The sequence below is a fragment of the Kocuria arenosa genome (assembly GCF_042879215.1).
GTDB lineage: Bacteria > Actinomycetota > Actinomycetes > Actinomycetales > Micrococcaceae > Kocuria > Kocuria arenosa.
In genome coordinates, this window is sequence record NZ_JBHZTA010000003.1 from 273,595 (window position 1) to 289,631 (window position 16,037).

Genomic DNA, 16,037 nt, shown 5'->3' on the forward strand with positions numbered 1-16,037 from the left:
CCTCCGGAGGTCAGTCCAGGTCGGCGCCGGGTGCTCGATCGACGTCGTCAGCGGACGGAAGGTAGTGCGCCAACGGGAGGAAGCCCGGTTGCGCGGAGGAGTCGCCAGCGGCATGCGCGCCCACCGCGTTGGCGGCCCGGAGCGCCGTCTCGTGGTCGAGCCCCGAGGTGAGGGCGAGCACCAGCGCGGCGCAGAACGCGTCGCCGGCGCCGACCGTGCTGACCACGTCCACCGGGTGGCCGGAGGCAGAGGCGACTCGGCGACCGTGCTCGTAGAGGGCCGAGCCCTCGGCGCCGTAGGTCACCGCGACCAGCCTGGCGTCGGCGAGCTCGGGCATGAGGGCGTATTCGGTCTCGTTGACCACGATGAGGTCGCACCGGTCCACCAGCTCCTCCGGGAGGGGCCTGGCCGGGGCGGCGTTCAGGGCGAAGTAGCCCGGTGTCCGCCGGGCCGTCTCGTGCACCGTGTCGAGCTCGATCTCCAGCTGGCAGAGCACAACATCCTCGGACGTGAAGCTCACGCCCTCGAGGGACACCGCGGCGTTGGCACCGGTGCAGACGGCGATCTGGTTCTCCCCCTGCCGGTCCACGGCGATGAGGGCGGTGCCGGTCGGCGCCGGCACGCGTCCGATGCCGGCGGTGTCGACCCCGGCGGCCGCCATGCCGCGGAGGACCTCGTCGCCGTCCAGGTCGTCGCCGACGGCCCCGATCATCCGGGCACGCCCGACGAGTCGTGCGGCGGCGACGGCCTGGTTGGCGCCCTTGCCGCCCGGCTGCCGCTGCAGGGTCGCGCCACCGACGGTCTCTCTGGGGGCGGGCAGCCGCTCGCACACCGCCGTCAGGTCGATGTTGATGCTGCCCACCACCGTGAGCGCCGGCCGTGCGGGTTCCGCCGGCCCGGACCGGTCCAGCCGGCGGAGCGAGCTCAGCAGGTGCGGCGCGAAGTCCTCGGCCAGCTCGAGCACCACGCGGCAGCGGGCGCCGGCCACCGGGGGATACCCGGCGTAGCGGCCGCGCAGGTCGCAGATCGTCTGGCCGCGCCCGGGTCCGTCGGTCGTGTCCACCTGGACGCGGACCACCGGTGCGAGGCCGAGCCGCACGGTGCCGACCGCCACCGCCGCGGCCAGCGGATCGTGCAGGGCGGACGACGGCCGGCCGAGGATCCCGGCGTAGAAGCCGGAGTAGTGCTCGAGCATCGTGGCCAGCACCGGCATCACGGGATGGTCGATGGCGGCGATCCGCTCCCGCTGGCCCTCGTCCAGGAGGTGGACCATGGTGACGTCCAGCGGCACCAGGGTCACCTCCCACGGGGCGGCGAGCACCTCGGCGGCCGCCTCGGGGTCGCTCAGGATGTTGGCCTCGGCGACCGGCGTCCGGTTGCCGGGGACCAGGGCGGCACCGCCCATGACGGTGACGCCGGCCACCAGCTCGGGCAGGGCGGGATCCTGTCGCAGGGCACGGGCGAGATTGGTCAGCGGGCCGACGGCCACCACGTGGAGCTCGCCCGGATGCTCGTGGGCCAGCCGGATCAGCAGCGCGTCCGCCGCTTCGGCCACCGGCCCGGCGTCCGCCCTCGGCAGCGGCACGCCCCCGATGCCGTCGGCGCCGTGCACGTCCGGGCTGCCTCCGCCGAACCGGTTGCCGAGCGGGTCCTGGGCGCCGACGGCGACCGGGATGTCCGGCCGGCCCAGCAGAGCCAGCAGGTCCACGGTGTTGCGGGCGGCGGTCACGGCGTCGGTGTTGCCGCTGACGGTGCCGATGCCGCGCAGGTCGACCGAGGGCGTGGCCGCCAGGTAGGTCAGGGCGACGGCGTCGTCGATGCCGGTGTCACAGTCCAGGTAGACGAGTCGGGCATCCGGATCAGCCATCGCTCTCACCCTTCGAGTCGGTCGAGGAAGGAGACCTCGCACCGCTCAGGCTAAAGTACCCGGTACCACGCCGGCGTCGCCGATCGCACCGGGTGGACTCCGCACCGACGTCTCGGCCCGCGGCCCGGGCCTCCTCGACGGAAGGACAACCCACATGGTCGACGTGCTCTGGGGCATCGGCGGGATGATCGTGATCCTCGCCATCGCCGTCCTGTTCTCGGTGGACCGCCGCAGGATCCGGATCCGGACGGTCGCCCTGGCGCTGGCCATCCAGGTGGGCTTCGGTGTGCTCGTGCTCTACGTCCCGGCCGGCCGCGCCGGGCTCGAGACCGTCACCCTGGGGGTCCAGGCCGTCATCAACTCCTCCGCCGCCGGCATCGACTTCCTCTTCGGCCCGGTCCTGCCCGAGGAGGGCTCGGTCTTCGCCTTCCAGGTGCTGCCGGTCATCGTGTTCTTCGCGGCCCTGACCTCGGTGCTCTACTACCTGGGCGTCCTGCAGTGGGTCGTGAAGATCATCGGAGGCGGGCTGGCGAAGCTGCTCGGCACCACCACGCCGGAGTCGATGAACGCGGCCGCCAACATCTTCGTGGGGCAGACCGAGGCGCCGCTGGTCATCCGGCCGTACGTGGCCGGGATGTCCCGCTCCGAGCTGTTCGCCGTGATGTGCGGCGGGCTGGCGACCGTGGCCGGCTCGGTGCTCGTGGGCTACTCCCTGCTCGGGGCGCCGCTCGAGTACCTCATCGCCGCCTCGTTCATGGCGGCACCGGCCGCGCTGCTCATGGCCAAGCTCCTCGTCCCCGCCGGGGCGCTGGAGGACGCGCCGGACGCCGCGTCCGCGGGTGCTCCGGACGCGGCCGGCGACCCGTCCAGCACCGGCTCGGGCACCGACCGGGGCACCGCCCCGGACACCGAGCGAGGCACCGAGCGAGGCACCGAGCGGGGCACCGGCGACCCGGCGCAGGACCGCCCGGGACGGGCCGGACCGGCGGGCGACGAGCGCGGCGGGGCGCGCCGGTGGCTCGCCGGGGGCACCCGTCGCGGGGCAACCTCGCACGCGGCTCTCGAGATCGCCCGGCGCCAGGACGCCCAGGCCGCAGCGCGAAACGCCGGCGACCGCCACGACGCCGCCCGGCCCCATGACGCGGAACACCCCCATGACGCGGAACGCCCCGAGGACGCGGCCCGGCCCGACGACGGCACCCGGCCAGATGACGGCACCCGGACCGACGACGCCGCCCGCACCGACGACGCCGCCCGGTCCGCCGACCCGGCGCGGGTGTCCGCGACGGACGCGGCGGGCGGACCGGTCGAGGAGGACGAGGCACCGGCCAACGTCATCGACGCCGCCGCCCGCGGCGCGTCCGACGGCCTGAGCCTGGCCCTCAACGTCGGCGCCATGCTCATCGCCTTCATCTCGCTCATCGCGCTGGTCAACATCATTCTGGGCGCGGTCGGCGGCCTGTTCGGCCAGGGGGATCTCACCCTCGAGCAGATCCTCGGGTACGTCTTCGCGCCGGTGATGTTCGCCGTGGGGGTGCCCTGGGTCGAGGCGCTCGACGCCGGCAGCTTCCTCGGGCAGAAGCTCGTGCTCAACGAGTTCGTGGCGTTCGCCGACTTCGCCCCGCAGATCGGGGACTACTCCCCGAAGACCCAGGCCATCGTGACCTTCGCCCTGACCGGATTCGCGAACCTCGGCTCCCTGGCGATCCTCCTGGGCGGGCTCGGCGGCATCGCCCCGAGCCGCCGCCGGGACATCGCCCGGCTCGGCCTGCTGGCCGTGCTCGGCGGGACGCTCGCCAACCTCATGAGCGCCGCGATCGCGGGCATGCTCATCGGCTGACCGCCTCGGGGAAGCCCGGCAGACCGGGGCGCCCGCCGGTTCCCGGCAGGGTCCTGGTGCGTCGCGGTCCCGAGAAGACCGGCCTTCTACGCCTCGGTCCGGTCCTCCCCGAGGACGTGGCCCCGCTGCTCGGCGTAGAACTCCGCCTCCGCGGGCTCGGGCCGGTCCTGGCCGTTGAGCAGCCGGTGCCACAGCGGGTAGTACGCGGGCAGCTGCGACGCCCTGGTGATGCGGTCCCGGGCCTCCTGCGGCAGCGTCAGCTCGGCGGCGTCGAGGTCCTCCTTGAGGTGCTCGAACCTGCGCGCGGCGATCACGGTCCCGGCGATGCCCGGGCGGCCCAGGATCCAGGAGATCACCACCTGAGGGATCGACCAGCCGAGCTCCCCGGCGATCTCGTCGAAAAGCTCGATCAGGTCGTAGGCGCGCTCCCGGTCCACCACGTGAGGCTCGGGCCAGCCGGTGCCCTGGCGGGTGTCGGGCGGGGTCTCGGCGCCGCGGCGGACCTTCCCGTTGAGCAGGCCCTCCCCCAGCGGGCTCCAGCCGAAGGTCGCGACCCCGAGGTCCCGGGCGGCCGGGACGATCTCGTACTCGATCTCCCGGGCCTCCGGCGTGTAGTAGGCCTGGTGGGCGATCGGGCCCTCCAGACCGGCCGCCCGGGCCTCGTACACCGTCTTGGCCAGCTGCCACCCGTTGTAGTTGGAGACGCCCCAGTACCGGATCTTCCCGGCCCGGATCAGCTCGTTGGCGGTGGCGATGGTCTCCGTGATCGGGGTCTGCCCGTCCCACTGGTGGAGGTAGAGCAGGTCGAGGCGGTCGGTCCTCAACCGCTCCAGGCTGTCCTCGACGGCGCGGGTCAGGTGGATCCGGCCGGCGCCGCCGTCGTTCGGGCCGTCCCCGGTGGGGGTCCGCGCCTTGGAGGTGAGGACGACGTCGTCCCGCTTGCTCCCCAGGACCTCGCCCAGGACCCGCTCGGCATCCCCGCCCGAGTACAGGTTGGCGGTGTCGATGAAGTTCACGCCGCGGTCCAGGGCCTCGTCGAGCTGGCGCCGGGCCTCGCCGGCCTGGACCCCCGCGATCTTCTCGAACCCCCCGCCGGAGCCGAAGGGAACGGTCCCCAGGGCCAGCCGGGAGACGTAGAGGCCGGAACTGCCGAGTCGGGTGTACTCCATGGGGCGAACTCCTCTGGTCGTGCTCGTGCGACAGGGTCGTTCCCGAGCGTACGGCGACCGTCCTGGACGGCACACGGGGCTTCACTCAGAGCCGACCGGGGGTGCACCGACCGGGGTCGCTCACCGCGGAGCGGCGACGAGCTCCTCCTTCATGTCGGCCACGGCCGCGCGGATGGCGGTCATGACCGCCTGCACGGCGGGCCGGCGCAGCAGGTCGGCGCGCGAGACCACCCAGTACTCCACGGGGAACCACAGCTCCTCCGGGAAGAGCCGCACCAGGTCCCCGGTGCGCTCGGCGAGATAGCACGGCAGCAGCCCGACCCCCGCGCCCGCGCGGGTGAGCTCCACGTGCACCACCGAGGACGTCGCCCCCACGCCCTGGCGCATCCGCGGGAACCGCCGGCGCGGGATGTCGAGCTCGGCCACGTCCTGCATGGAGTCCACGAAGTAGATGAGCGGGTGCTCCTGCACCTGTTCGGACGTGCGGATGGCCGGGTGGGCCGCGAGGTAGTCCCGTGAGGCGTAGACGCCCAGCGAGTAGTCGGCCAGGTGGAAGGCCTCCTTGCGGGAGACCTCCGGACGCCCGACGACCACCTCCAGGTCGATGCCCACCGGATTGGTCTGCGCCCGCCGGGCCGCGTTGATCATCTCCAGCCGCACCCCGGGGTGCTCCTCGATGAGCCGCCGCATGGCCGCGCCCATCACCACGCCGCCGAAGCCGTCCGGGGCCAGTGCCCGCACCACGCCGTTGATGGAGTTGCCGCGTCCGCCCGCGCCGAGCGGGAGGGAGCCCATGGCGGCCTCGATCTCCTCGCCGGCGGCCACGAACTTCCGGCCGAGCTCGCTGGGCTCCCACATCTCCCCGGTGCGCACGAGCAGCCGGGCGCCCACGGTCTTCTCGAGCGCGGCCATCCGCCGCGACACGGTCGTGTGACTGAGCCCGAGGTCCGCGGCGGCGCCGGCGTAGGAACCGTGGCGGACCACCGCGAGCAGGAGCAGGAGGTCGTCGGCACCGTGCGACAAGGGGGAACTCCTCCGAAGGACTGGACCGGCCCCCGGGGAACGCACACGACCGGGCGGTATGTGCATTTTTGCACAGGCACCGCGAGCGCATGGTCATTGTGAAGCGCAACACATATCCGCACACTGTAGGCAAACAATGTGACTACAGTCACCGTTTCCCCAGCAGGAGGAGAGTTCCATGAGCACTGAGGACAGGGTCGCCGCCTCGGCGGACCCGAACGACTCGCCCGAGAACCGGGGTGGGCTGAAGAAGGTCGTGGCGGCCTCGATGGCCGGCACGGTCGTGGAGTGGTACGAGTTCTTCCTCTTCGCCACTGCGTCCACCCTGGTCTTCGGCCAGCTGTTCTTCGTGGACACCGGCAACCCGCTGGACGGCATCCTCAAGGCGTTCCTGATCTACGCGGTCGGCTTCATCGCCCGCCCGCTGGGCGGCATCGTCTTCGGCCACTTCGGCGACAAGTACGGGCGCAAGCACCTGCTGCAGATCTCGATCGTCATGGTCGGCGCCGCCACGTTCCTGATGGGCTGCCTGCCCGGCTACGACCAGGTCGGATACTGGGCCGCGGCGATGCTCGTGGTGCTGCGCTTCGTGCAGGGCTTCGCGGTGGGCGGCGAGTGGGGCGGGGCCGTCCTGCTCGTGGCCGAGCACTCCCCCAACAAGGAGCGCGGCTTCTGGTCCAGCTTCCCGCAGGCCGCCGTGCCGCTGGGCAACCTGCTGGCCACCGTCGTGCTGCTCACCCTGTCCTTCACGCTCTCCGAGGAGGCCTTCCTCTCCTGGGGCTGGCGCGTGGGCTTCTGGCTGTCGATCGTCATCGTGGCCATCGGCTACTACATCCGCACCCACGTGACGGACGCCGCGATCTTCAAGGAGGCCCAGAAGGAGGTCCTCGAGGAGAAGTCCGCCGCCTACGGCGTGGGCGAGGTCTTCCGCCGGTACCCCCGCGGCGTCTTCGGCGCCATGGGCCTGCGCTTCGCGGAGAACATCCTCTACTACGTGGTGGTGACCTTCTCGATCACCTACCTGTCCACCCAGCGGGACGTCGACACCAGCCGGATCCTGCTCCTGCTGCTGATCGCCCACGTGATCCACGCGATCTGCGTGCCGCTCGTCGGCCGGGCCACCGACAAGGTGGGCCGCCGCCCGATGTACGCCGCGGGCGCCTTCCTCGGCATCTTCTGGGCGTTCATCGCCTTCCCGATGTTCGACACCGACAACAGCTTCATCATCCTGGCGGCCATCACCATCGGCCTGATGATCCACGCGCTCATGTACGCCGGGCAGCCGGCGATCATGGCCGAGATGTTCCCCACCCGGATGCGCTACTCAGGCGTCTCCCTGGGCTACCAGGTGACCTCGATCGTGGCCGGCTCGCTGGCCCCGATCATCGCTACCGCCCTGCTGCGCGAGTTCAACTCCTGGGTGCCGATCGCCATCTACATCGCCATCGCCTGCCTCATCACCCTGTTCTCGGTGTGGACGCTGCGCGAGACCAAGGGCATCTCCCTCCAGGACGTCGACGCCGAGGACCGGCGCCGGCTCTCCGAGGAGAAGTCCGCCCGGGACCGGACCTCCTGATTCCCGCCATCAGCACCCACTTGCGCCCAGCGGCGGACCGGCTCCCCGGTCCGCCGCTGGGCGCGCTGTCCGTGAGCCCCACCTCTGGACACCCTCGACACCCCGCAGATCACGACTCCGCAGTTCACGACCTCGCAGTTCTCGACCTTGCAGAAGGGACTCCCCGATGACCACCATCACCTGGATCGGCCTCGGCCACATGGGCAACCCGATGTCCGCCAACCTCGCGAACGCGGGCTACGACGTCCGCGGCCACGACGTCAGCGCCGACGCCATGGCGGCCGCCCGCGACAAGGGGGTGCAGACCTTCGACACGATGGAGGAGGCGCTGCAGGGCGCGGAGGTCGTCTTCACGATGCTCCCCAAGGGCGAGCACGCCCGGGCGGTCTACCTCGGGGACAGCGGCGTCATCGCGCTCGCCCCGCAGGACGCGCTGCTCATCGACAGCTCCACGATCGACGTGGAGACCGCCATGGACCTGCACCGGGCCGCGGCGGACGCGGGCTTCCGCTTCGTGGACGCACCGGTCTCCGGCGGGATCAGCGGCGCGGCGGCCGGCACCCTGACCTTCATGGTGGGCGGGCAGCCCGGCGTCGTGGAGACCGCCCGGCACTTCATCGAGCCGATGGCCCGCAAGATCGTGGCCACGGGCGAGGCCGGCACGGGCCAGGCCGCCAAGATCGTCAACAACATGATGCTGTTCATCTGCCTCGAGGCCTGTGCCGAGGGCTCCGTGCTCGCCGACCGGCTGGGCCTGGACCCCCAGGTGTTCTGGGACATCGCCTCGGTGTCCTCCGGCAACTCGTGGGCGCTGCAGACCTGGTACCCGGTGCCCGGGATCGTGGACTCCGCCGCGTCCAACAACAACTTCGAGGCCACCTTCAGCGCCGCCCTCGCCGCCAAGGACGCCGGCCTGGCGCTCATGGCGGGCGAGCAGACCGGCGTGCACCTGCCCGCGGCCGCCCTCGTGGCCGAGAAGCTGCAGCAGCTCATCGACGAGGGCCTCGGGGACAAGGACTGCTCCCTCATCACCAAGTACGCCGCTCCGGACGGGAAGATCCAGGGCTGGGACCCGGACCGGGCCTGAGCGGCACCGAGATCACCACGACCGAGGAGAGAACCATGCAGGACACCAAGCAGAACGCCGAGCGCGCCGGCCAGGACGCGGCGCGCGGCGGCGGCCAGGACCCCCGGACCACCGGGACGGTCATCGAGCACTTCATCGACGGCAAGCGCCACGGCGGGTCGGCACGCACCGCCGACGTCTACAACCCCGCGACCGGGCAGGTGGCCAAGCAGGTGCTGCTGGCCTCCGCCGAGGAGGTCGCCACCGCCGTGGAGGCCGCCGAGCTCGCCCTGCCCGCCTGGCGGGCCACCGGGCTGTCGAAGCGCTCGGCGATCATGTTCAAGGTCGAGAACATCATCCGGGAGCGCATCCCGGAGCTGGCCGCGATCATCACCGCCGAGCACGGCAAGGTCCTCTCGGACGCGGCCGGGGAGGTCGCCCGCGGACTGGAGAACGTGCAGTTCTGCGCGGGACTGATGCACCACATGAAGGGCGAGTTCCTCGAGCAGGCCGCCACCGGGGTGGACGTGCACCAGACCCGCCAGCCGGTCGGGGTGGTCGCGTGCATCACCCCGTTCAACTTCCCCGCCATGGTCCCGCTGTGGATGATCACCACCGCGATCGCCGCCGGGAACACCGTGATCCTCAAGCCCTCCGAGCGGGACCCCTCGGCGGCGGTGTGGATCGCCGAGGCCTTCGCCGAGGCCGGCCTGCCGCCCGGGGTGCTCAACGTGGTGCACGGGGACAAGGTGGCCGTGGACGAGCTGCTGACCAACCCGCTGGTCAAGGCCGTGTCCTTCGTGGGCTCCACCCCGATCGCCAAGTACATCTACGAGACCGCGGCCGTCCACGGCAAGCGCGTCCAGGCCCTGGGCGGGGCGAAGAACCACATGGTGGTCATGCCGGACGCCGACCTGGACGGGGCCGCCGACGCCGCGATCTCGGCCGCCTACGGCTCCGCCGGCGAGCGCTGCATGGCGGTCTCGGTGCTGGTCACCGTGGGGGACGTGGCCGACCCGCTGATCGAGCGGCTCCAGGAGCGGATCGCGAAGCTGACCATCGGCGACGGCACCGACCCGGACTCGGAGATGGGCCCGCTCATCACGAGGGCGGCCCTGGACCGGGTCAACGGCTACGTGACGGGGGCGTCCGCGGAGGGCGCGACCGTCGTCGTCGACGGCACGGCCCAGGAGTTCGACGGCGAGGGCTTCTTCACCGGGGTGTCGCTGCTGGACCACGTGAGGCCGGGCATGAAGGCCTACGACGAGGAGATCTTCGGACCCGTCCTGTCCGTGGTGCGGGTGGACACCTACGAGGAGGCCGTGCGGCTGATCAACACCAACCAGTTCGCCAACGGGGTGGCGGTGTTCACCCGCGACGGCAAGACCGCGAGGCAGTTCGAGTTCGAGATCGAGGTCGGCATGGTCGGGGTCAACGTCCCGATCCCGGTGCCGATCGGCGCGTTCTCCTTCGGCGGCTGGAAGAACTCCCTGTTCGGCGACACCCACATGTACGGCCCGGAGGCCTTCAACTTCTACACCCGCCGCAAGCTCGTCACCACACGCTGGCCGGAGCCCTCGGAGTCCCAGATCAACCTGGGCTTCCCGACCCACTGACGGGTCCGCCGGAGCTCAGGCACGACGACGCCGGTCCTCGCCTCCCGCACGGAGGGCGGGGACCGGCTTCGTGGCAGGGGGGCGGTCCGCCGTGGTCGGAGGACGACCAGGGTGGTCCCGGCAGTGCATACCGACTGGTAGGTTATTGTCCGGCGCTGGCTCACACACCGGTGCCGCGGACCGGCGGCCCGTTCCCCGGCGGGTCCGGTCTGCACGGTGCGCTGCGGCGCAACGGTGCGCCCCCACCCTCTCCCGGGCCCGGGGGCGCACTCGCCGCCTCAGCTCTTCAGGCCGCCGCCGACGTTCCGGGCGGCGTCCTTCAGGTGCTCGCCGGCCTGTTTCGTGCTCCCGGCCGTCTTCTGCACCTTGCCCTCCGCCTGCAGGTCGCGGTTGTCGGTGGCGCCCCCGACCGCCTCCTTGGCCGAGCCGACCGCCTTGTCGGTGGCGTTGCGGATCTTGTCGTCGAGTCCCATGGGGATCTCCTTTCGTGCCCCGGCGTCCTGTGCCGGGGGTCTGGCGCCGGACACCTGGTGCCGTGAGGTCCCGCGCGAGCGGCGACCTGCCGGTGCGGTGCCCGGCGGGGCGGGCGCCCGATTCAGGCGGCCCCGGGGCCTTGATGCCGGCGGTCCTCGACCCGCGCCTCGGGCTGGGTCTCGTCGACGGCCTCCACCGCCTCCGCCATCGCGTGCAGGAAGGCGGTGACGGTGGCGGCCTCCTCGGCGGTCAGCGCGCGCGCCGCGCGCATCATGCGCTCGTGCACGGCCCCGAGGGTGGAGCGGACCTCGCAGTCGGCCTCGTCGGTGGCCACGATCACCAGCGCCCGCCGGTCCGTGGGGTGCGGGCGGCGCGCCACGTGGCCGCTGCGGGTCAGCCGGTCCAGCAGCGTGGTGGTGGAGGCCGAGGAAATGCCCAGCTTGCTCGCCAGGTCCCGCGGACTCAGGGGGGTCCCGGAGCGGTCCGCCGCGAGCAGGTAGCGCAGGGCCAGCACGTCCCTCTCCCCCATGCCCATGGACTCACGGGTCCGGAGGCGCATGGCCGTCTCGGCCGCGCGGTACGCGCGCATGGCCTCGAGGACCTGCAGCGCCGGCGGGCGCTGGCCCTCGGTGGCGTACCAGTAGCCGGAGGTCTCGGGTTGTGCGCTCATGCCCATAGTGTAAGCGATCTACAAAAGAGATTCTCTGATAACTAGACAACCTAGCAATACTGCTGTTCGATGGGACTCGTGCGGTTTCTCCCGGAGCCCGCAGGCAGTCGCAGCGGAACGCAGCAGGGTACGTGAGGAAGAGGTCGAGGAATGAGCCAGCAGCAGAAGTCCAGGAGCACCGACGAGCAGGCCGACCTCTCATTCCTCCGGGCGGTCCAGGACGATCCGAGGGACGTCTCTGCCTTCCCCGTGCACTGCGGGCAGCCCATGCCGGTGCGCACCCTCGACTTCGCCGAGGTGCAGGACCGCGTCAACCACGCCGTGGCCCAGGCCGCGGTCGAGGGCCGGCGGGTGCACGCGTGCGGCTGCGGCTTCCTGCAGGAGACCGCGCTGCCCGAGGGCACGGTGCCCTCGATCGTTCCCGACGGCGAGACGATGCTGTTCCGCCCGTTCTTCACCCGGCGGGTGCTGGCCGCGGCCGGACGCGTCGAGACCGCCGAGTGGTCCTTCGACCAGGCCCTCGCGGACGCCGGCCCCCTCGCCTCCCGGGACGCCGAGGAGCCGGCACAGCGCCTCTGCGCCTTCGAGGCCGGCCTCGAGACCGAGCGCTGGCGGCTGGACCAGGCCGTCGAGGCCCTGCGCGACGAGCTCCGCCTGGCCGTGCGCCACGGCGTGCCGACTGCCCTCCTGGCCCGCGAGGCCGCTCTCGACGAGGCGGACGTGGAGGACCTGCTGCGCCTGGGGGACGTCCCCGCGCAGTCCCGCGCGGGTGGGTCCGGCCCCGCGCTCGCCGCGGCCTGCTGATCCCCGGCCCCTCTCCGTCGGGCTGCTGTCGTCGAGTCGCTGCCGCCGGGCCACCGTCACCGACCTGGTCCTGCGGGGCCGATGCCCCCGGTCCACCGCCGGGCTGCTCCTTCCGGTCCATTGCCTCCGGGCAGCTCCTGCTGGGCCGCTACGCTGGAGGGGTTCCGATCCACCCCCGCGCCCCGGAAGGACGCCCGTGAAGTCGATCGTCGCGAGCCTGCTCGTCCTGGCCCTGGTGCTGACCTCGGCCGGGGCGCTGCTGACCTCCGTGGACGCCCAGGAGTGGCTGCCCGTCGTGGTGCTCGCGGCCCTCGCCTATCTCGGCACGTTCACCCTGTACCGGCGCGCGCGGGACCGCTACGCCGACCGTTACGCCGACCGGCGGGACTGATCCCGGCGGGGTCGGCGCCACGCCCGCCACGCCCCGGTGGACCACAGCGCCCACAGCACGAGCAGCGGCTGGAACAGCAGGCGCACGGCCCGGGCGCGGTCCGTGTCCAGGCCGAAGGCGTCGGTGCGCGTGAGGTACTGCGAGACGTTGCCCGGGAACACGGCCACGAAGAACGCCGCGGCGAGCCACCCGAGCAGCACCCGCCGCCGGGGCAGGACCACCAGCGCGGCGCCGAGGAGAATCTCCACCACCCCGGACCCGAGCACCACGGCGTCGTCGGGCACGGGCACCCACTCGGGCACCTGGGCCGTGAACTCCTGACGGGCCACCGTGAGGTGGCTGATCCCGGCGCCGAGCAGGGCGAGCCCGAGGAGCACCCGCGCGAGCGTGCGCGGCAGGGACCTGGCGGGGGCCCCGTCGGAGGATGTCATGCCCGCAGATTAACAGTGCAGGCTCAGGAGCGGTCGAAGTCCGCCTTGCGGATCAGCCCGTGCACCCCCACGGTGCGGTCCACCACCTGGGAGACGGCGAAGTCCGCGGCGGCCGAGAGGTAGGCGTAGGCCACCGCCCGGTCCATGCCCCTGTCGTTCTCGAGGAAGTCGAGGGCGTTGACCACGGCCCGGCGCATCGCCACGTCCAGGTCGGACCCCTGGCCATGTGCGGGTCCCCCACGTAGAACAGGGCGCCGTCCGTCGGCACGGGCAGATAGAAGGTGGAGTCGACGCCGAGGTGGCGGATGTCGATGTTGCCGCCGCCCAGTGTCGGCGGGAGCGAATTGATCAGGTCGTCGGTGGGCCCGGAGCCCTGGTGGTGGGCGACGCCCGTCATGCCCATGAACGGCCGCAGCGGGGATTGGACAGGTCACCGGGCGCCCCGGCCGTGGTGCTACCGGCGGCGACAGCCCGACCTCGTTGTCGGGACCGCGCACGGACGCCCGCGTGACCTGCGTCACCCACAGTAGGGGGTTACCGGGGGGTCTGGCCTATCTCATGCGAAATATGACGATTACGAATGCACATCAATCGGACCGACCTCTCAAGAACCCCTTGCGAAGGGGATGCTCAGCGGAAGTCCGCCTTGCGGATCCGGCCGTGGGCGCCCGCGGAGCTGTCCTCCAGCCGGGTGACGGCGAACTCCGCGGCGCTGGAGAGATAGGCGTGGGCGATGGGCCGGTCCATGCCGCGGTCCCGCGCCAGGAAGTCCACCCCGGCGCGCACGGCCCGCTGCATGGCCGCGGTCAGGCAGAACGTCCGCTCGTCGACGTCGTCCGTCCCCGAGCGTCCGACGACGATCCAGTGCTCGTCGGTCTCGGCGAACGGCTGCCGGTGCGCCACGGCGGGCACGTCCCGGGCGCCGGTCCGGCACACGGTCACCCGGAAGGTGCCGCGCAGGGGCTGTCCGGCCGCCCCCAGTGCCCTGTGGAGCTCCCGGGGGCAGAAGACGGCGCCGTCCGCGCGGACCGGCAGGTAGGCGGTGCACCCGGTCTCGAGAGGACCGTCGGACGCGCCGGGGTCCACGACGTCGAGCACCTCGACCTTGAGCGCGTCGCCGGACCGGGCCGCCGGCAGGAGCACCGGGCCCGTGACCACGTGCGGGCCCAGCCCGTCGAGAGCGGTGACGTCGGGCTGCGGCTCTGACTGCTGCTCCTCCGGGGGCGCCGCGGGGACCTCGGCCCGGGGCGCCGGACGGTCGTCCGGTCCCGGACTCGCGACCGGCTGCGGGCGCTGGAACCCTGGCACGCCCAGGCCGGACGAGGGGTGGGCGGCCCGCGCGGCCGCGGCACGGGCCCGTGCGGCCTCGTCGGGGGCGGCCTCGGTGGAGGTGGGCTCGGTGCGGGCGGGCCCGACGGCGGTGCCGCCCACCACCCGGAGGTCCGGCCGCCGGGCGTGCGGCACCACGGGCGCGGGTCCTGGTCCGGCGTGCTCGGTCATGGGCTGCTCCTTGGGGGCGGGGCGAGCGGTACTGCTCCGACAGTAGGAAGTGCGTGTTACTGCATCGGGCACGTCGTGTTACCGGAGCATGACGATCCTCATAACGAGACGAAGCATGCCACGGACGGGCCCGCAAGCCCCACAAATGACAATTGCGACGAAAACGCTCCCCTGCTGCCTCGAGCCCGAAGATCCGCCGGACCGTGTGGTCCGGGTCACGGATGCGGCATCCTCGTCAGAGGCATCCGAGCACCCCGATCCCCAGGAGGACCCATGAACGCCGCCGCGACCGACCTGCTCGACGTCGAAGCAGACCTCAGCGCCGAGGAGCTCGAGACCCGGGACGCGGTCCGCGAGTTCGTGGACCGGCGGATCCGGCCGAACATCGCCGGGTGGTTCGCCGACGCCGTCTTCCCGCAGGAGATCGTTCCCGAGATGGCGCAGCTGGGACTGCTCGGCATGCACCTCCAGGGCTACGGGTGCGCCGGGAAGTCCGCGGTGCAGTACGGCATCGCGATGCAGGAGCTCGAGGCCGGGGACTCCGGTCTGCGCACGTTCGTCTCCGTGCAGGGCTCGCTGGCGATGTCCGCGATCGCCAAGCACGGCTCCGAGGAGCAGAAGCAGCGCTGGCTGCCCGGCATGGCCGCCGGCGATATCATCGGCTGCTTCGGTCTCACGGAGCCCACCGCCGGTTCGGACCCCTCGACCATGGCGACCACCGCGGTGCGCGACGGCGACGAGTGGGTCCTCGACGGCGCCAAGCGCTGGATCGGTCTCGCCTCGATCGCCCAGGTGGCCGTGATCTGGGCCAAGGCCGTCGACGAGAGCGGGCAGGAGCGCGTCCGCGGCTTTCTCGTGCCCACGGACACCCCCGGGTTCACGGCCACGCCGATCGAGCCGAAGCTGTCCCTGCGCGCCTCCATCCAGTGCGACATCGTCCTCGAGGACGTCCGGCTCCCCGCCGACGCCCTCCTGCCGCACCACGCCGGTCTGCGGGGACCGTTCTCGTGCCTCAACGAGGCGCGCTACGGGATCGTGTGGGGCGCCCTGGGCGCCGCCCGGGACAGTTTCGACGCCGCGCTGGCCTACTCGCAGCAGCGCATCCAGTTCGACAGGCCGCTCGCGGCCTGTCAGCTCTCGCAGGCGAAGCTGGTGAACATGGCCCTGGAGATCCAGAAGGGGCAGCTGCTGGCGCTGCGCATCGGGCGGCTCAAGGACGAGGGCCGTCTGGAGAACCACATGATCTCGGTGGGCAAGCTCAACAACTGCCGGATCGCGATCGAGGTGTGCCGGGAGGCGCGCACCATGCTCGGCGGCAACGGGGTCACCCTCGAGCACTCGCCGCTGCGCCACGCCAACAACCTGGAGTCGGTGCGCACCTACGAGGGCACCGACGAGGTGCACACCCTCATCCTGGGCCAGCAGCTGACCGGGCACTCCGCCTTCCGCTGAGCACGGACCAGCCGCTCGAGCCGCAGGGGGCCCGGCCGGACCATGCCACGACGTGGTCGGCCGGGCCCCTGCGGGTCAGGGGGCGACGCCGGGGGCACCCGCCGGCGCCGACGGACCGGACGAAGATCACACCGGGAGGCATGGGAGACCGGGGCGAA

At 72.3% G+C, this 16,037-nt stretch carries 15 protein-coding genes and 2 pseudogenes; 7 read left to right on the plus strand and 10 right to left on the minus strand.

Annotation, left to right across the window (positions count from 1 at the left end; all coding sequences use genetic code 11):
• Positions 1 to 10 precede the first annotated feature (10 nt).
• Together ACFYE3_RS07255 and ACFYE3_RS07260 are read right to left on the minus strand one after the other, a co-directional pair.
• Positions 11 to 910, minus strand: a complete 900-nt coding sequence (locus ACFYE3_RS07255; protein WP_387607924.1) for a ribokinase — start codon at positions 908 to 910, stop codon at positions 11 to 13.
• A 75-nt stretch (positions 911 to 985) separates the two neighbouring features.
• Positions 986 to 1,867, minus strand: a pseudogene (locus ACFYE3_RS07260) (nucleoside hydrolase); the annotation flags it as partial.
• A gap of 154 nt (positions 1,868 to 2,021) precedes the next feature.
• Here ACFYE3_RS07260 and ACFYE3_RS07265 point away from each other — a divergent pair.
• Positions 2,022 to 3,707 (plus strand): NupC/NupG family nucleoside CNT transporter, encoded by a 1,686-nt coding sequence (locus ACFYE3_RS07265; protein ID WP_387607495.1) that lies wholly within the window; start codon positions 2,022 to 2,024, stop codon positions 3,705 to 3,707.
• Positions 3,708 to 3,793: 86 nt separating this feature from the next.
• Here ACFYE3_RS07265 and ACFYE3_RS07270 read toward each other — a convergent pair whose 3' ends face one another.
• Both ACFYE3_RS07270 and ACFYE3_RS07275 read right to left on the minus strand, forming a co-directional pair.
• On the minus strand, positions 3,794 to 4,876 hold the full coding sequence (locus tag ACFYE3_RS07270) for an aldo/keto reductase (RefSeq protein WP_387607497.1): 1,083 nt from the start codon (positions 4,874 to 4,876) through the stop codon (positions 3,794 to 3,796).
• Between the two features lie 120 nt (positions 4,877 to 4,996).
• The gene (locus tag ACFYE3_RS07275) at positions 4,997 to 5,899 is read right to left on the minus strand and encodes a LysR family transcriptional regulator (protein ID WP_387607499.1); all 903 of its coding nucleotides are present in this window, start codon (positions 5,897 to 5,899) and stop codon (positions 4,997 to 4,999) included.
• A gap of 178 nt (positions 5,900 to 6,077) precedes the next feature.
• Here ACFYE3_RS07275 and ACFYE3_RS07280 point away from each other — a divergent pair, with 178 nt between their 5' ends.
• The 3 genes from ACFYE3_RS07280 (at position 6,078) to ACFYE3_RS07290 (ending at position 10,157) form a co-directional block, all read left to right on the plus strand.
• Complete coding sequence (locus ACFYE3_RS07280; protein WP_387607501.1) at positions 6,078 to 7,475, plus strand: MFS transporter; 1,398 nt, start codon at positions 6,078 to 6,080, stop codon at positions 7,473 to 7,475.
• 166 nt (positions 7,476 to 7,641) lie between these two features.
• Positions 7,642 to 8,562 carry a 3-hydroxyisobutyrate dehydrogenase gene (mmsB, locus tag ACFYE3_RS07285; protein ID WP_387607503.1) on the plus strand — a complete coding sequence of 307 codons (921 nt, stop codon included), beginning with the start codon at positions 7,642 to 7,644 and terminating at the stop codon, positions 8,560 to 8,562.
• A gap of 35 nt (positions 8,563 to 8,597) precedes the next feature.
• On the plus strand, positions 8,598 to 10,157 hold the full coding sequence (locus ACFYE3_RS07290; protein ID WP_387607505.1) for a CoA-acylating methylmalonate-semialdehyde dehydrogenase: 1,560 nt from the start codon (positions 8,598 to 8,600) through the stop codon (positions 10,155 to 10,157).
• Positions 10,158 to 10,435: 278 nt separating this feature from the next.
• On the opposite strand, the gene ACFYE3_RS07295 is transcribed toward ACFYE3_RS07290, so the two are convergent.
• Together ACFYE3_RS07295 and ACFYE3_RS07300 are read right to left on the minus strand one after the other, a co-directional pair.
• Positions 10,436 to 10,630 carry a CsbD family protein gene (locus ACFYE3_RS07295; protein WP_387607507.1) on the minus strand — a complete coding sequence of 65 codons (195 nt, stop codon included), beginning with the start codon at positions 10,628 to 10,630 and terminating at the stop codon, positions 10,436 to 10,438.
• A 122-nt stretch (positions 10,631 to 10,752) separates the two neighbouring features.
• Positions 10,753 to 11,301 (minus strand): MarR family winged helix-turn-helix transcriptional regulator, encoded by a 549-nt coding sequence (locus ACFYE3_RS07300; RefSeq protein WP_387607510.1) that lies wholly within the window; start codon positions 11,299 to 11,301, stop codon positions 10,753 to 10,755.
• 150 nt (positions 11,302 to 11,451) lie between these two features.
• On the opposite strand from ACFYE3_RS07300, the gene ACFYE3_RS07305 reads away from it, so the two are divergent.
• A complete protein-coding gene (locus ACFYE3_RS07305) occupies positions 11,452 to 12,105 on the plus strand; it encodes a hypothetical protein (RefSeq protein WP_387607512.1) in 654 nt (217 codons plus the stop codon).
• A gap of 196 nt (positions 12,106 to 12,301) precedes the next feature.
• Positions 12,302 to 12,496, plus strand: a complete 195-nt coding sequence (locus tag ACFYE3_RS07310) for a hypothetical protein (protein ID WP_368821905.1) — start codon at positions 12,302 to 12,304, stop codon at positions 12,494 to 12,496.
• Here the strand turns inward: ACFYE3_RS07310 and ACFYE3_RS07315 are convergent.
• The 4 genes and pseudogenes from ACFYE3_RS07315 to ACFYE3_RS07330 all read right to left on the minus strand — a co-directional run bounded on the left by ACFYE3_RS07315 (position 12,475) and on the right by ACFYE3_RS07330 (position 14,427).
• Positions 12,475 to 12,927 carry a DoxX family protein gene (locus ACFYE3_RS07315; protein WP_387607514.1) on the minus strand — a complete coding sequence of 151 codons (453 nt, stop codon included), beginning with the start codon at positions 12,925 to 12,927 and terminating at the stop codon, positions 12,475 to 12,477. The two genes, ACFYE3_RS07310 and ACFYE3_RS07315, sit on opposite strands and share 22 nt — an antisense overlap.
• Before the next feature lie 23 nt (positions 12,928 to 12,950).
• Entirely contained in the window at positions 12,951 to 13,124 is a 174-nt protein-coding gene (locus ACFYE3_RS07320) for a hypothetical protein (protein ID WP_387607941.1), read from the minus strand.
• Between the two features lie 77 nt (positions 13,125 to 13,201).
• Positions 13,202 to 13,330 (minus strand): annotated as a pseudogene (locus tag ACFYE3_RS07325) (hypothetical protein); the annotation flags it as partial.
• Positions 13,331 to 13,557: 227 nt separating this feature from the next.
• Positions 13,558 to 14,427, minus strand: a complete 870-nt coding sequence (locus ACFYE3_RS07330) for a hypothetical protein (protein ID WP_387607517.1) — start codon at positions 14,425 to 14,427, stop codon at positions 13,558 to 13,560.
• 273 nt (positions 14,428 to 14,700) lie between these two features.
• Between ACFYE3_RS07330 and ACFYE3_RS07335 the strand changes: the two genes are divergently transcribed.
• Positions 14,701 to 15,879, plus strand: a complete 1,179-nt coding sequence (locus ACFYE3_RS07335) for an acyl-CoA dehydrogenase family protein (RefSeq protein WP_387607519.1) — start codon at positions 14,701 to 14,703, stop codon at positions 15,877 to 15,879.
• Positions 15,880 to 16,037: the final 158 nt, after the last annotated feature.

What these genes read in the sequence shown, in the direction of transcription:
- ACFYE3_RS07280 (WP_387607501.1), top strand. Translation starts at nt 6,078, where the DNA reads ATGAGCACTGAGGACAGGGTCGCCGCCTCGGCGGACCCGAACGACTCG.
- ACFYE3_RS07330 (WP_387607517.1), bottom strand. Translation starts at nt 14,427, where the DNA reads ATGACCGAGCACGCCGGACCAGGACCCGCGCCCGTGGTGCCGCACGCC.
- ACFYE3_RS07265 (WP_387607495.1), top strand. Translation starts at nt 2,022, where the DNA reads ATGGTCGACGTGCTCTGGGGCATCGGCGGGATGATCGTGATCCTCGCC.
- ACFYE3_RS07300 (WP_387607510.1), bottom strand. Translation starts at nt 11,301, where the DNA reads ATGAGCGCACAACCCGAGACCTCCGGCTACTGGTACGCCACCGAGGGC.
- ACFYE3_RS07335 (WP_387607519.1), top strand. Translation starts at nt 14,701, where the DNA reads ATGAACGCCGCCGCGACCGACCTGCTCGACGTCGAAGCAGACCTCAGC.
- mmsB (WP_387607503.1), top strand. Translation starts at nt 7,642, where the DNA reads ATGACCACCATCACCTGGATCGGCCTCGGCCACATGGGCAACCCGATG.
- ACFYE3_RS07290 (WP_387607505.1), top strand. Translation starts at nt 8,598, where the DNA reads ATGCAGGACACCAAGCAGAACGCCGAGCGCGCCGGCCAGGACGCGGCG.
- ACFYE3_RS07295 (WP_387607507.1), bottom strand. Translation starts at nt 10,630, where the DNA reads ATGGGACTCGACGACAAGATCCGCAACGCCACCGACAAGGCGGTCGGC.
- ACFYE3_RS07305 (WP_387607512.1), top strand. Translation starts at nt 11,452, where the DNA reads ATGAGCCAGCAGCAGAAGTCCAGGAGCACCGACGAGCAGGCCGACCTC.
- ACFYE3_RS07320 (WP_387607941.1), bottom strand. Translation starts at nt 13,124, where the DNA reads ATGCGCCGGGCCGTGGTCAACGCCCTCGACTTCCTCGAGAACGACAGG.
- ACFYE3_RS07315 (WP_387607514.1), bottom strand. Translation starts at nt 12,927, where the DNA reads ATGACATCCTCCGACGGGGCCCCCGCCAGGTCCCTGCCGCGCACGCTC.
- ACFYE3_RS07270 (WP_387607497.1), bottom strand. Translation starts at nt 4,876, where the DNA reads ATGGAGTACACCCGACTCGGCAGTTCCGGCCTCTACGTCTCCCGGCTG.